Genomic DNA, 13,706 nt, shown 5'->3' on the forward strand with positions numbered 1-13,706 from the left:
GGCGCCAGTGGACGGCTCGGTCAAGGTGGGCGGCCGCACTGTCACCACGGTCGACGGACAGGCCGACCGCCTCCACCACGTCGACGGCGGCCGCCATCGTCGCCAGCACCGTGACGTCGTTGGCCAGCAGCTCCGCCAGTGCGTCATCGTTGAATCGTGCTGCGATCGAACGTAATTCGGCGATCGCGCCGCGCACAAGTCGATACCTGACCGGTGCCGCCACCGCATCGAGCACGGCCACGACCTGGTCGAGGTTGCCGACACGCGCCAGGTGTTCCGGCAGCCGGCTCGCAGCACATCCATCGGCCATGGCGAGCACGGCATGCGCGATGCCGAATCGGTCCAGGCGAGCGAGTAGTTGCATCCGCACGTCGCGATCGACCGGATGGGGATCGTCGACGAAGGCGTCGACGCCGGTCAGGTTCGGCGGCTCGGTCACGAAGCGGCCGAGCGCCGTCACCAGGTCGCGGTCCAGTTCGCCTGCGGCCTCCAACGCCGCGAGCAGTCCGACCATCGGTACCGTCCGCGCACCCGTCTGCCGCTCGACGGCCACGGCGCGCCGGTCGGCGACGGCCATCGGACCTCCCGGCCCGGAACCGGACAGATCTGCCTTCGTGAGAACGATCAACACCGGCCGCCGGGCCGACCGCGCCAGGGCGATCTCCTCCGCCTTGACGGTTTCGGCAATCACCAGGACGCAGACGTCGAAACCCTCGCCGCCGTCGCCGAACGGCACGACGGCGACACCCCGCTGCCGCAACGCGACCTCCACGCTGCCCCGGCCGACGCCGGCCCGGCCGACCACGGCAACGCGCACCGGCCGTCGTAAACGGTCGACCATCGGCATCAAGTGCGGGCTACCCATGGTTTCAGCGACGTGTGCCAGCTCGCCGACGAATGCCTGTGTCACGATCAACCCCCCGAGATCCATCGTCACACCACGGCGCACCCCTGCCGCGCGGCTAAATCGCCTACTCCCTCACATAGCCGCTCAAGGCAACTGTTGGGTATCAAATTGCACCACGATGCGGGCACACCGGCCTCGATGAGCGACCATGGACGGATGCACGTGCAGCGCGAGGGGACCAGTCAGTCGGTCTCCGAGGAGAGCACCCTCCCCGCGCACGCCTCTCGACGCGTCACCAGCTTCAGGTCCCGTCGCTCGGCGCTGTCCGGCCTGCAGCGGGATACCTGGGATCGCCGCTGGCCAGAACTCGGAATGCAGGTCAGGGACTCCGACGGGAACCTCGCCGACCCGCTCGACAGGCAAGCCTGGTTCAGCCGTTCGGCGCCGTTGGTCCTCGAGATCGGCTGCGGAACGGGCGTCTCGACCCTGGCGATGGCCGCATCGGAGCCAGATCTGGACGTCATCGCCGTCGAGGTCTACAAGCGCGGCCTCGCGCAGTTGCTCAACGGCATCGACCGCGAGGGCCTCCACAACGTCCGCCTCATTCGCGGTGACGGCGTCGACGTGCTCGAGCACCTCCTTGCGCCAGGATCGTTGACCGGCGTGCGGGTGTTCTTCCCCGATCCGTGGCCCAAGGCGCGCCACCACAAGCGCCGGCTGCTGCAGCCCGACACCGTCGCCCTGATCGCCGACCGGCTGCGGCCGGGTGGCATCTTGCACGCCGCGACGGATCACCCGGGATACGCCGAACAAATCGGCGAGGTCGGCGATGCCGAGCCCAGACTGCGCAGGCTGAGCGCCTCGGAAATGCAAGCCACCGACGTCGATCTGCCCATCTCGGTGCGGCGCCCGGTGACCAAGTACGAGGACAAGGCGCATCGGGCGGGCAGCGATGTGGCCGAGTTCGTGTGGGAAAGAACGCCATGAGCGTCACCGAGGACTTCGGGATCGTCGGGGAGGACAGCGGCGAGCTCACAGCCGCGGTCGACGACACCGCCGTGCCGCAGGTCCCGAGTCCTCAGCGGGTACTGCTGGTCTGGGACGCTCCCAACCTGGACATGGGACTCGGATCGATCCTCGGTGGCCGCCCGACGGCGGCGCACCGACCCCGGTTCGACGCACTCGGTCGCTGGCTCCTCGCCCGCACCGCCGATCTGTCGAGCGACCGCGCGTCCGACGAGCCGCAGGTCACGTTCGAACCGGAGGCCACGGTCTTCACCAACATCGCGCCGGGCAGCGCCGACGTCGTCAGGCCGTGGGTCGAGGCACTGCGCAACGTCGGTTTCGCGGTGTTCGCCAAACCGAAGATCGACGACGACAGCGACGTCGACAGCGACATGCTCGATCACATCGCGCTGCGCCGCAGCGAGGGCCTCGCCAGCGTCTTCGTGGCATCCGCCGACGGGCAGGCGTTCCGGCTCCCGCTGGAGGACATCGCGCGCGACGGCATCCCGGTCAGCGTTCTTGGATTTCGCGAACATGCTAGTTGGGCGCTAGCGTCGGATACCTTGGAGTTTGTCGACCTCGAGGACATTCCTGGTGTCTTCCGGGAGCCGCTACCGCGAATCGGCCTTGACTCGCTGCCCCAACAGGGGGCGTGGCTGCAGCCGTTCCGGCCGCTGTCCTCGCTACTCACCTCGCGCGCATGAACGACTCGAGCAGCAGAGGTAGAGAAAACTTGAAGAAGATCAGTTAGGAGCTCACGTGTTCGCCTGGTGGGGTCGGATGGTGTACCGGTTCCGATACGTCGTGATCGGAGTCATGGTCGCGCTGTGCCTTGGTGGCGGCATCTACGGCGCCAGCCTGGGTCAGCACGTCACCCAGAGCGGGTTCTATGACGACACCAGCCAGTCGGTGGCTGCCTCGGAGTTGTCCGACAACGTCTACGGCCGCGACCGACTCAGCCACATCGTCGCCGTGCTGGATGCACCCGACGGTAAGAAGGCCAACGACCCGCAGTGGTCCAAGCAGATCAAGAACGAGCTCGACAAGGTCGTCGCCGACCACCCCGACCAGATCCTGTCCTGGCAGGGTTATCTGACGAACCCCACGGGCGACCCCACGTCGAACAAGGCCCTCGCCAACGAGGGCACGCGGACCTTCGTCGTCATGCCGCTCAAGGGCAACGACGACGACACCATCCTCAAGAACTACAAGATCATTCAGCCCGATCTGCAGACCGTCGACGACGGCAAGATCCAGCTCGCCGGTCTGCAGCCCATCGCCAGCGAGTTGACGGGCACCATCGGTGACGATCAGAAGCGCGCCGAGGTGGCGGCCATCCCGCTCGTCGCGGTGGTGCTGTTCTTCGTCTTCGGCACCGTCATCGCTGCCAGCCTGCCCGCCCTCATCGGCGGGCTGACCATCATGGGCGCGCTCGGCATCATGCGCCTGGCCGCCGAGTTCACGCCCGTGCACTTCTTCGCCCAACCCGTGGTCACGCTGATCGGCCTTGGCATCGCGATCGACTACGGGTTGTTCATCGTGAGCCGGTTCCGAGAAGAGCTGGCCGAGGGTTACGACACCGAGGCCGCAGTGCGGCGCACGATGATGACCTCGGGTCGCACCGTCATGTTCTCGGCGGTGATCATCGTCGCTTCGTCGGTGCCACTGCTGCTCTTCCCACAGGGCTTCCTCAAGTCGATCACCTACGCGATCATCGCCTCGGTCATGCTCGCGGCGATCATGTCGAACACCGTGCTCATTGCCTCGCTGGCGGTCCTCGGACACCGCGTGGACTCGCTCGGCGTGAACTCACTGACCAAGTTCGCCCTGCCCAACACCATCAAGTCCGACCCCTCCAACCAGAAGCAGAACACCCTGGCCCTGGCCGCGATTCCGGCGGGCCTGCTGCTTCCCCCGGTGGGCATCGCGATCGGGCACATTGCTCGTACCCAGATCAAGAGAACGGGCGAACAGGGCGCGGGTCTGGCCCTCATCGGGCTGGTGTTCGCCTACCTCGGCACCTACGGCGGACTTGCCTACGGCGTCTACGCGCTCCGGGATGCCGGCGTCATCGAAGGCGCCCTCTTCTGGATCCTGCTCGGCATCGTCATCTTCTGCGCCTCGGTCACCGCGATCCTCGTCCTGGCGCGGTACGTCCCCCTGATCCGCAAGCCCACCATCTGGTGGCTGCACTTCCTTGCCGAGAAGACCCAGAAGACCAAGACCCGCGAAGAGGTCGAGAAGGGCTTCTGGGGCACCCTGGTCAACAAGGTCATGAAGCGGCCGGGAGCGTTCGCGCTTCCCATCGTGATCGTCATGATCCTTCTGGTCATTCCGCTGGGTCAGCTGGCCCTCGGCGGCATCAGCGAGAAGTACCTGCCCCCGGACAACGCGGTGCGTCAGGCCCAGAACGCCTTCGACTCCAGCTTCCCCGGCTACCGCACCGAGAAGCTGACACTGGTTGTCCAGGGCGCGACACAAGAACAGCTCGCGCAGGTGAAGAACGAGGCCTCCCAGATCACCGGCTTCACCGGCACCTGGGACGAGCGCCCCGTCGCACCCGACGTCACCGACTCGGCGATCCCGAAGGGCACCGACGGACAGCTGCACCCCTGCCTGTCGAAGGACCTGCCCTGCGTGCTGCAGAACGGTCTCGAGGTGCGCAACGACGCCGCCAAGAAGATCGACGAGCTACGAAACCTGTCCGCGCCCAAGGGCGTAACGATCTGGGTCGGCGGCACCCCCGCCCTCGAGCAGGACAGCATCCACAGCCTCTTCGCGAAGCTGCCCCTGATGGTCGTGGTGTTGATCCTGACCACCACGGTGCTGATGTTCCTGGCCTTCGGCTCACTGGTGCTGCCCATCAAGGCCGCGCTGATGAGTGCGCTCACACTCGGCTCGACGATGGGCATCCTGACGTGGATGTTCGTCGACGGCCACGGCTCGGGCCTGATGAACTACACCCCGCAGCCACTGATGGCCCCGATGATAGGTCTGATCATCGCCGTCATCTGGGGTCTGTCGACGGACTACGAAGTGTTCCTGGTCTCCCGGATGGTGGAAGCCAGAGCGCGCGGATTGTCGACGGCGGAGGCCATCCGCATCGGTACCGCCACCACCGGCCGCCTCATCACCGGCGCCGCACTCGTCCTCGCGGTGGTCGCCGGCGCATTCGTGTTCTCCGACCTGGTGATGATGAAGTACCTGGCCTTCGGTCTGCTGCTGGCCCTTCTGCTCGATGCGACGATCATCCGAATGTTCTTGGTCCCGGCGATCATGAAGATGCTCGGCGATGACTGCTGGTGGGCGCCGCAATGGATGAAGCGCATCCAGGAGCGACTTGGGCTCGGCGAAGTGGAACTTCCCGACGAGCGCAAGCGGCCAACGGCGCGCGATCCCGAGGTGGACTCCGAGGCTCTTGTCGGTGCCGGTGCGCCCATGCGCGCGTTGCCACCTCACGACCCGACCCACCCGCTGGGTGGCCAGCGGTCGATCGCCACGGGCAAGGCCGCTCCGCAGCGCGTCAGCCCGCCGTCGGCAGCGGGGACGACGCGCATCCCGACCTCGCCGCCGCCCCCGGCAACCGAGCCGCCGACCACCCGGATGCCCGCGGCACCCGCGGCACCCGCGGCACCCGCCGATCAGACCACCCGGATGTCGACGCCTGCCGACCCCGCCACCACGCGGACGCCGCGGGTCGACCCGGGCCGGACCGCCACCCCGCCGCGCACCGCGTCCCCCGCCAGGGGATCCGGCTCCCGAGGGGCCTCTGCTGCCGGTAGCCGCGAGATCGAGTCGTGGCTGGGCGATCTGCGCGGCGGAGCCAGCGGCGCGGCACCACAGGGCGAGGCCAAGCGTCCGCCAGCCGCCCCCCGGCGCCAGCCGCCGCCATCGCCGCCAGAAGAACCACCCACCACGGCGATCCCAACCCAGCGGCCCTCGGATTCCGACTCCACCGAGAAGATCGACACCCGTGAAGCAGCCGACGAGAACCCCAAGCGTCGGGGCGGCGGGGTCAGCGCGGCTGACCTGCTGCGTCGGGAAGGCCGGCTCTAGGCCTCCGGCTCGAGGTCATCGGTTTCGCCCGCAATGGGCGGCCCGACCTCGGCGGCCAGCACGGCCTCCTCGGCGGCCGGATCGTCAGCCAGAAGCACGCGCATCGCGCTGTTGAGGACTGCGACGATCGGGACGGCGAGCAGTGCTCCGACGATCCCAACGGTGACTCCGCCTGCGGCGATCGCGAGCACCACCGCGAGCGGATGAAGTGACACCGCGCGGCCCATCACCAACGGCTGAAGGATGTGCGACTCCAGCTGCTGCACCGCGACGATCAGCCCCAGCGCAATGAGCGCGAACACCCAACCCTTCGCGATGAGAGCGACGACCACCGCCAGCCCGCCTGCGATGACCGCACCGATGAGCGGGATGAAGGCGCCGAGGAAGACCAGCGACGCCAGCGGCAGGGCCAGTGGGATGCCCATGATCGCCAACCCCGTGCCGATGCCGACGGCATCGACCAACGCGACCAGGAACGTCGCCCGCACGTAGCCGGTCAAGGAGTGGAAGCCCGCCCGGCTCGCATCGCGCACCCGGTCGCGGACGGTCAGCGGGAAGACCTTGGTGACGAACGCGAAGATGCTGCGTCCGCCCTGCAGCAGGAAGATCAGCGTGAAGAACATCAGCAGCGCACCGGTCACGATCTCGGTGATGGTGCCCGCCGTCGACAGCGCACCGCTGGTCAACTTCGACTGGTTGTTCTTCAGCGCCTCGATCGCGGTGTCGGTGGCGCTCTTGATCTGGTCGTTGCTGAAGTGCGACAGCAAGCCGGTGTTGAGGGAGTTCCTGGCGTTGGTGATGCTGATGGTCACCTGGTCGACGAGGGCAGGCGCGCCCTGGACGAACTGGCTGACGACGAACGTCAGGATGCCACCGACCACGACGATGCTGGCCAGGATGACGCCGGCCACGGCCGCGCCCCTCGGCAGTCCACGACGGTCGAGGTAGTCGACGAGCGGCAGCAGCATCGCCGTCACCATCGTCGCCAGCAACACCGGCACCACGATGACCTCGAGGTGCCCCACCACCCAGAAGAACGCTACGAGGGCGGCGAGGATGATCAGCAACCGCCACGACCAGGCGGCCGTCTTGCGGACGATGGGGTGCACGGACGCGTCGGCCTGCGAGTCGAGTGACACCGGGAAGGCTTCTGACGTCCGGGAAGGCATTCCGGTAGCGTAACGACTCGCCACGCGGCTTCCTGGCAAGCTCGTCGGGCGGTCGCGCGCCGTTACCCTGTACCCCGTGTCGCACGACGCCTCGGAGAGCAGGAGCGAAGCGACCCGGGAGACCCCTCCGCGCGGTAAGTACTGGTGGTTGCGGTGGGCCATCATCGGTATCGCCGTGGCCGTACTCGCCGTCGAAGTGGTGCTGGTGTGGGACCAACTCGCCAAGGCCTGGCGGAGCCTGCTCTCGGCGAACTGGTGGTGGGTTCTCGCCTCGGTGCTCGCCGCGCTGGCCTCGATGCACAGCTTCGCCCAGATCCAGCGCACCCTGCTCAAGTCCGCGGGCGTCTACGTCAAGCAGTGGCGATCCGAGGCCGCGTTCTACGCAGGCAACGCACTGTCGACGACGATGCCGGGCGGCCCCGTGCTGTCCGCGACGTTCGTCTATCGGCAGCAACGCATTTGGGGCGCCTCGCCCATGGTCGCGTCCTGGCAGTTGGTGATGTCGGGCGCCCTCCAGGTGGTCGGCCTGGCGCTGCTCGGCCTCGCGGGGGCCTTCCTCCTCGGTGCCAGCAAGAACCCGCTGTCGCTGATCTTCACGCTCGGCGGCTTCGTCGCACTGCTGGTGCTGGCGCAGACGGTCGCATCGAATCCGCAGCAGATCGACGGCATCGGGGTGCGCCTGCTGTCGTGGTTCAACTCCCTGCGCGGCAAGCCTGCGGACACCGGCCTGGCCAAGTGGCGCGAGATGCTCGTCCAACTCGAGTCGGTGAGCCTGACCCGGCGCGCCCTCGGCACGGCGTTCGGCTGGTCGCTCTTCAACTGGGTCGCCGACGTCGCGTGCCTGGCGTTCGCCGCGTACGCCGCGGGAGGCAAGCCGTCGCTAGCGGGTCTGACCGTCGCCTATGCGGCGGCCCGCGCAGTCGGCGCCATCCCGCTGATGCCCGGCGGGCTGCTGGTCGTCGAGGCGGTCCTCGTCCCCGGTCTGGTGTCCAGCGGCATGACACTCGCCTCCGCGATTTCCGCGATGCTGATCTACCGACTGGCGAGTTGGATCTTCATCTCGGGCATCGGCTGGGTGGTGTTCTTCTTCCTGTTCCGAACCGAGAAGGACATCGATCCTGACGCCGGCCTCGGGCCCGAGCCCGAACCGCCGGGTGGCGATGTCGGGGCGCCCATGCCGCCGCAGCAGTTCAGCCCCGATCCCGAAGCGGTCTACGAGGCGGAGGTCCGGCAACCGGACCAGTTCAGCCCCGACCCCGAAGCACCGCACCAGCCCGAGCCGGGGCCATAGGATCGGCGGATGCAACGCGCCGTCTGGAAGGCTCTCGCGGTTCTGGGTGCGGCCGTGCTCCTCGCCGCCTGTCAGGCCCCGGCCGAAGCACCGTCGCAGTCGAGCAGCTCCGGTGGCTCGACGACGTCAGTCCCGCCCGCTGCGACGGCCCAGGCCACCCCCGTCCTCGCGAGCGTCATCGCCGCACCCGTGCCGGTGCCCACCACCGATGGCAAGAGGCACCTCGCCTACGAACTCCAGCTGACCAACTCGCTGGGCAGTGACGTCACGCTGAAGTCGTTGTCCGTCAAGGCCGGAGGCAACGAACTGCTGACGCTGGCCGGCGGTGGTTTGGCGTATTGGATGCGTGGACTCGGCGCCAGCGAGACGCCAACCACCACGCTGGGCCCTGGGCAGGCGGGGATTGCGTGGCTCGACGTCGTGCTCGACGGTTCGGCGCCGGTACCCACCGACCTGTCCCACACCATCGTGGTCGACTTGGCCAAGCCGATGCCCCCACTGCTCCCGGCCAGCATGACCGAGATCGACGTGGCACCCGTGACGGTGTCCACCCACCGGCCCGCGGTGATCTCGCCTCCGCTGGACGGTCCGCGCTGGCTGGACGGCAACAGCTGCTGCGACATGACGGCGCACCGGATGGCCATGAACCCGCTCGACGGAAGCCTTTGGGCCGCAGAACGATTCGCGATCGACTACGTCCAGCTGAGCGCCGACGGAACCGTCTTCACCGGCGACAGGTCCAAACCCGAGAGCTACCCCTACTTCGGCGTGGACATCCACGCGGTTGCCGACGGACCCGTCGTCGCCGTGCTCGACGGGTTGCCAGAGCAGGTGGCCGGCCAGGGCCCCGTCGGCCTTCCGCTCGACCAGTACGCAGGCAACCACGTCGTCCAGGACATCGGCGACGGGAACTACGCCCTCTACGCGCATTTGAAGACCGGCAGCGTCAAGGTGAAACCAGGCGACCGTCTCACCTCCGGCCAGGTGATCGCCAACCTCGGCAACACCGGCAACACCGATGCACCGCATTTGCACTTTCACGTGATGAGCACGCCGGACCCGTTGCGTTCCAACGGTTTACCGTTCGTGTTCAAGGACTTCATCCTCGACGGAAGGCTGGCCTCGATGGACGCACTCGGCCCGTTGCTGGCGGGCCAGCCCGCACAGCTGGCACCGGGATCGACGGCGCGGGACGAGAAGGAGCTCAGCCCGCTGGTACTCGACGTGATGACCTATGCAAAGGGCTGACGACACGACCGCCAGGGTGGCCGCGGGCGCCCTGCTCGCCGACGTCGTGTGTGTGCTGGTGTTCTGTGCCATCGGAAGGCGAAGTCACGCCGAGGGAATCACCGTGGCTGGCGTCCTCGAGACGGCATGGCCGTTCCTGTCCGGTACCGCGGCCGGTTGGCTGGCGGCCAGGGCATGGCGGCGGCCGACCTCGCTGGCCCCGACGGGCGTCGTGATCTGGGTGAGCACCGTCATCGTGGGAATGCTGTTGCGCAAGGCCACCTCCCAGGGCACGGCGATCAGCTTTGTGGTGGTCGCTTCGCTTTCGACCGCCATCTTGCTACTCGGTTGGCGCCTCGGCGCAAGGGCCCTGGCTCACCGCTGAACTCATCGCCGGAGTCCGAATCCGATTCCGCCCCAGGCGAAGTCGACACGGTCAACGTGGCGCGCAGGCCGCCGAGGGGCCCGTCCGACAACTCGATTCCGCCACCGTGCAGGGCCGCCTGCTGCGCCACCAACGCAAGCCCGAGCCCAGAACCACCCGGTGTCGCGGTGCTACCTCGGGCGAACCTGCCCATGACGAACTCGTGCTCGTCGGCGGGTAGCCCGCGGCCGTCGTCGTCGACGATGACGGTGAGTACCTCACCACGGCCGTCGATTGCGGCGCCCCGGTGCGCAGCCAGCACGATCGTGGTGGCGTTGCCGTGACCGATCGCGTTGCGTACCAAGTTGTCCACCGCGAGCCGAAGACCACCGGGCCACCCCCAGATCGTCCCGATGGCGTCATCGCTCTGAACGACGATCCGCACGTCTCCTGCCCTGTCGTTCTCGCGGGCCACCCGGTCGAGCATGTCCGTGACGTCGATCAGCTCGCGGTCCTCGGCCTGCGCGAGTTGACCCGACGCGAGCTGGCCGAGGGCGGTGATGATGCCCTCCACCCGGCGCTGTGCACGAGCCAGATCCCCGACGACCTCCTCGAGTTCCTCGGCGGGCAGATCGTGAATCCGCAGCGTGTCTAGGTCGGCCCGCATCGCGGTCAACGGGGTGCGCAGCTCGTGGGCGGCGTTGGCCGCAAAGTCCTGCGCGGCCTGCAGCGAATTCGTCGTCGCCAGCTGCGCGGCAGCGAGCCGATCGAGCATGCCCGCCATCGCGTCGGACAACTCCTCGGCCTCCCGCGCACCCTTCACCGCCGTCATCTGCTCGCTGCCCTTACCCAGCCGCATCGTCTGCTCGGTCAGCCTGCGCAACGGTCGGATCGCCGGACCGGCCAGCATCCATCCCAATCCACCGGCGATCAGCACGGTGACGACGCCGACCGCCGTGTAAAGCGGTATCCGCGCGCGGTTCAGCAGGACGCTGTCGGCCCGGATGCCCACCGACATCAGCACCCCGCCCTGCTGATCGACGGGGATGGTGCGCACCCGGTACTCGACGCCGTTGACCTCGACGGTCTCGGTCCCCGGCGTCAACTGCGGCAGCTGAAAGCCCCGCTGGTAGACCACTTGCCCCGACGACCGCGACCGACCGGTCTGAAGCACGCCGTTGGTTTGGTCGTACACGCTGGCGTCGACGATCGAGTCCAGCCGACGGTCGAGTTGCACGGCGTCGTTGTTGGCCAACACCAATGAGGTCAGAACGGTGAACACCGCGACGACCGCTGCGGCGGCAGCCGCCGAGGCGAGGGCGACGCGCGTGCGCAGTGAAGCGGACCTGCCGATGCGGGCCAGTCGCACCTCAGGGCTCGTCGCGTAGGACGTACCCGATCCCGCGCACCGTATGGATCACCCGGGGGTGGCCTTCGCGCTCCAGCTTGCGCCGCAGGTAGCTGATGAACACGTCGGCGACGTTCGTGTCGACCTCGAAGTCGTAACCCCACACCAACTCGAGCAGTCGTTGCCGGGACAGCACCACGCCCGCATTCTCTGCGAGAACGGCGAGCAGGTCGAACTCGCGTTTGGTCAGTTCGGCACGATCACCCTCGACGAACACCAGCCGCCTGGCCGTATCGATGGTCAGCGGCCCAACGGTCATGGTGTCCGGCGAGCGCTCCGAAAGGCTGGACCGGCGCAACAGCGCGTGCAGCCTGGCGACCAGCTCGCCGAGGTCGAACGGCTTGGTCAGGTAATCGTCTGCGCCCGCTTCGAGGCCGGCGATCCGATCGTTGACCGTGTCACGCGCCGACAGCACGCAGATCGGAATGTCGTTGCCCAGCGCCCGCAACGCGGTCACCACCGCAACGCCGTCCAGTTCCGGCATCTGAACGTCGAGAACCAGCGCATCGTGGCTTTCGTTGGACAGCAGCCGCAGCGCCTCCTTGCCGGTCGCCGCGACCCGCACGTCAAAACCCGAGTGCCGCAATCCGCGGGACACCGACGTTCTGACGTCCGGGTCGTCGTCGACCATCAAGACCGTGCGACCCGCGCCCTCAAGCGCAGGTGGCTCCACCACCCGCACCGGGTCTACGGAATGGCTGGCGCGGGCGCCGAGCCACAACGGTTCTTCAGGTCGACGAGCGGCTGACGGATGCCCGTCAGGTCAGCCTTCACGCCAGGATTCTGATCCAGGTAGGTCTTGGCCTGGCTGCGAACCTGATCACGCGGCAGACCCTCGAGGCTGGTGAAGAACCAGTTCACGTCGGGGTGGGTGAACAGGTACGCGGAGGTCGACGCCGAAACACCCGACGCGACGCCGGCGAGGTCCGCGGCGCTGCAGTTCGGAGGGTTGAGGGCCGGATCGTCTGCCATCGCAGACGGAAGCGCACCGAACAACATGGCGCCTGCGATTGTGCCTGCGCCCATCGCGCCAGCTACCGCACGTCGCCCAACATTGGGCCAGCGCACCGCCGATCTCAACATGCAAGCTCCTTCATCGAATGTGCAAAGTCCGGAAACCTGTGCGGTCGCCGACATCGAAAAGCTAAGCAGACTCGGTCACGACTTTCTTGCCTTGCGATTAAACGACCGTGAGAAAGCCCGTACCCGCAGTTCAGGGGGTTCTCGTGAACACGAGGGCAAGGCGCTTTGGACTACCTGGGAACTGCCGTGGCGGGTCCGGGTAGCGGGCCGGTGCCTGGCGCGGCCGCAGCGGCGGGCGACGACTGGGCGGGCAGCGCGGTTCCCGGCACTCCGACGGTCTGCGCCGCGGGCAGCCCACCCGGCAAACTTCCTGACGCGCCCCCCGGAAGCGCGCCGGCTGGCGACTGGGCGCCCTGCAGCAGTCCCATCACCTGCGGCAAGGTCAGCGGCAGCTTGCAACGAGCCGAGAGTCCCTGCAGCGGCGCCTGCAACGCCTGCATGTCCTTGCTCGCCTGTGGGTTCGCGTCGAAGTACGTCTTGAGCGCGCCGAGCGACTGCGGGCCGGCCTGCTGCTGCGAGATGGTCGTCAGGGCGGCATTGGTGGCGGGGTGCGAATCGAGGTAGTTGCCCATCGAGGTGGCCACAGAGCCGATCGTGTGAGCGACCTCGCTCGCCGCGCACGGGTCGGACGCAGCCGTCGCCGATGGGGCCCCCGGCATCGCCATTGCGGTCACGATCGCACCACCGACCGCGGATGCAGCGAACACACCGCCGAGAAACCGCCGGACGGCGGGAGTGGAGGCCTTCAACGAAAACTCCTTACGGATTGCGAACGTCCAATGGCCTCGTAGACATACGAATAGCGACCAATCGGATCCCCGACCCGGACACGGTCAAGCGCCATACTGCCATCAGGACAGCCGGGCCACCAATCTGCACAGCAAATACCCAGGTGGCTTCCATGGGCGGCTGAGGCCGATCCGGGGCGGCTCGGAAGGCGGCCACCCTACCTCGTGCTGCGGTAGGCTCTCGCTACGAAACGCGGGGAGTAAGGCAAGGGGTCCGCCATCCAGCAGTTCATGTTGCGGTTGAGCAGCAAGCTGCGCAGATACCGCTGGGCAGTCTTCGTCGCATGGCTGCTTCTCCTGCTCCCTTCGGTCTACCTCGCCCTGAACGAATCGGGCAATCTCACCGGCGGCGGGTTCGAGGTAGCCGGGTCTCAATCGCTGAGCGTCGAACACGCCATCCAGGACCACTTCCCCGACCAGGGCGCGTCGCCCTTGGCGTTGGTCGCGGCTCCGCGCGCGGACGCCTCG

At 67.7% G+C, this 13,706-nt stretch carries 13 protein-coding genes; 7 read left to right on the forward strand and 6 right to left on the reverse strand.

Annotated elements, in window-relative coordinates; all coding sequences use genetic code 11:
• Positions 1 to 931, reverse strand: a 931-nt coding sequence (locus QOD90_RS14085; RefSeq protein ID WP_526350678.1) for a hypothetical protein, incomplete at its 3' end; no start/stop codon positions are given.
• 132 nt (positions 932 to 1,063) lie between these two features.
• Here QOD90_RS14085 and trmB point away from each other — a divergent pair.
• Genes trmB through QOD90_RS14100 form a run of 3 tightly spaced genes read left to right on the forward strand, consistent with a single transcriptional unit; the run spans position 1,064 to position 5,908 of the window.
• Positions 1,064 to 1,834 (forward strand): tRNA (guanosine(46)-N7)-methyltransferase TrmB, encoded by a 771-nt coding sequence (gene trmB, locus QOD90_RS14090; RefSeq protein WP_526350700.1) that lies wholly within the window; start codon positions 1,064 to 1,066, stop codon positions 1,832 to 1,834.
• A complete protein-coding gene (locus QOD90_RS14095; RefSeq protein WP_526350680.1) occupies positions 1,831 to 2,556 on the forward strand; it encodes an NYN domain-containing protein in 726 nt (241 codons plus the stop codon). Before trmB ends, QOD90_RS14095 begins: the two co-directional genes overlap by 4 nt.
• A 55-nt stretch (positions 2,557 to 2,611) precedes the next feature.
• A complete protein-coding gene (locus QOD90_RS14100; protein WP_526350682.1) occupies positions 2,612 to 5,908 on the forward strand; it encodes an MMPL family transporter in 3,297 nt (1,098 codons plus the stop codon).
• Here the strand turns inward: QOD90_RS14100 and QOD90_RS14105 are convergent.
• A complete protein-coding gene (locus QOD90_RS14105) occupies positions 5,905 to 7,077 on the reverse strand; it encodes an AI-2E family transporter (protein WP_526350684.1) in 1,173 nt (390 codons plus the stop codon). The genes QOD90_RS14100 and QOD90_RS14105 overlap by 4 nt on opposite strands.
• A gap of 76 nt (positions 7,078 to 7,153) precedes the next feature.
• Between QOD90_RS14105 and QOD90_RS14110 the strand changes: the two genes are divergently transcribed.
• The 3 genes from QOD90_RS14110 to QOD90_RS14120 are packed head-to-tail and all read left to right on the forward strand — an operon-like array spanning position 7,154 to position 9,980.
• Positions 7,154 to 8,368: a lysylphosphatidylglycerol synthase domain-containing protein gene (locus QOD90_RS14110; protein WP_526350686.1), complete on the forward strand. Its 1,215-nt coding sequence runs from the start codon at positions 7,154 to 7,156 to the stop codon at positions 8,366 to 8,368.
• A 9-nt stretch (positions 8,369 to 8,377) separates the two neighbouring features.
• Entirely contained in the window at positions 8,378 to 9,616 is a 1,239-nt protein-coding gene (locus QOD90_RS14115; protein WP_526350688.1) for a M23 family metallopeptidase, read from the forward strand.
• A complete protein-coding gene (locus tag QOD90_RS14120) occupies positions 9,603 to 9,980 on the forward strand; it encodes a DUF3054 family protein (protein WP_526350690.1) in 378 nt (125 codons plus the stop codon). The genes QOD90_RS14115 and QOD90_RS14120 overlap by 14 nt, the downstream gene beginning before the upstream one ends.
• Here the strand turns inward: QOD90_RS14120 and QOD90_RS14125 are convergent.
• From QOD90_RS14125 to QOD90_RS14140, 4 genes are all read right to left on the reverse strand, one after another.
• Positions 9,895 to 11,328, reverse strand: a complete 1,434-nt coding sequence (locus tag QOD90_RS14125) for a HAMP domain-containing sensor histidine kinase (RefSeq protein WP_526350692.1) — start codon at positions 11,326 to 11,328, stop codon at positions 9,895 to 9,897. The two genes, QOD90_RS14120 and QOD90_RS14125, sit on opposite strands and share 86 nt — an antisense overlap.
• 1 nt (position 11,329) lies before the next feature.
• Positions 11,330 to 11,998 (reverse strand): response regulator transcription factor, encoded by a 669-nt coding sequence (locus QOD90_RS14130; protein WP_526350702.1) that lies wholly within the window; start codon positions 11,996 to 11,998, stop codon positions 11,330 to 11,332.
• A 56-nt stretch (positions 11,999 to 12,054) separates the two neighbouring features.
• Positions 12,055 to 12,450 carry a hemophore-related protein gene (locus QOD90_RS14135; RefSeq protein ID WP_526350694.1) on the reverse strand — a complete coding sequence of 132 codons (396 nt, stop codon included), beginning with the start codon at positions 12,448 to 12,450 and terminating at the stop codon, positions 12,055 to 12,057.
• Between the two features lie 170 nt (positions 12,451 to 12,620).
• A complete protein-coding gene (locus QOD90_RS14140; protein WP_526350696.1) occupies positions 12,621 to 13,199 on the reverse strand; it encodes a hemophore in 579 nt (192 codons plus the stop codon).
• A gap of 270 nt (positions 13,200 to 13,469) precedes the next feature.
• Here QOD90_RS14140 and QOD90_RS14145 point away from each other — a divergent pair.
• Positions 13,470 to 13,706 (forward strand): hypothetical protein (locus QOD90_RS14145; RefSeq protein WP_526350698.1); only part of this gene is annotated, 237 nt, incomplete at its 3' end.

Origin of the sequence: Mycobacterium sp. (assembly GCF_032161845.1) — a bacterium.
Lineage (GTDB): Bacteria > Actinomycetota > Actinomycetes > Mycobacteriales > Mycobacteriaceae > Mycobacterium.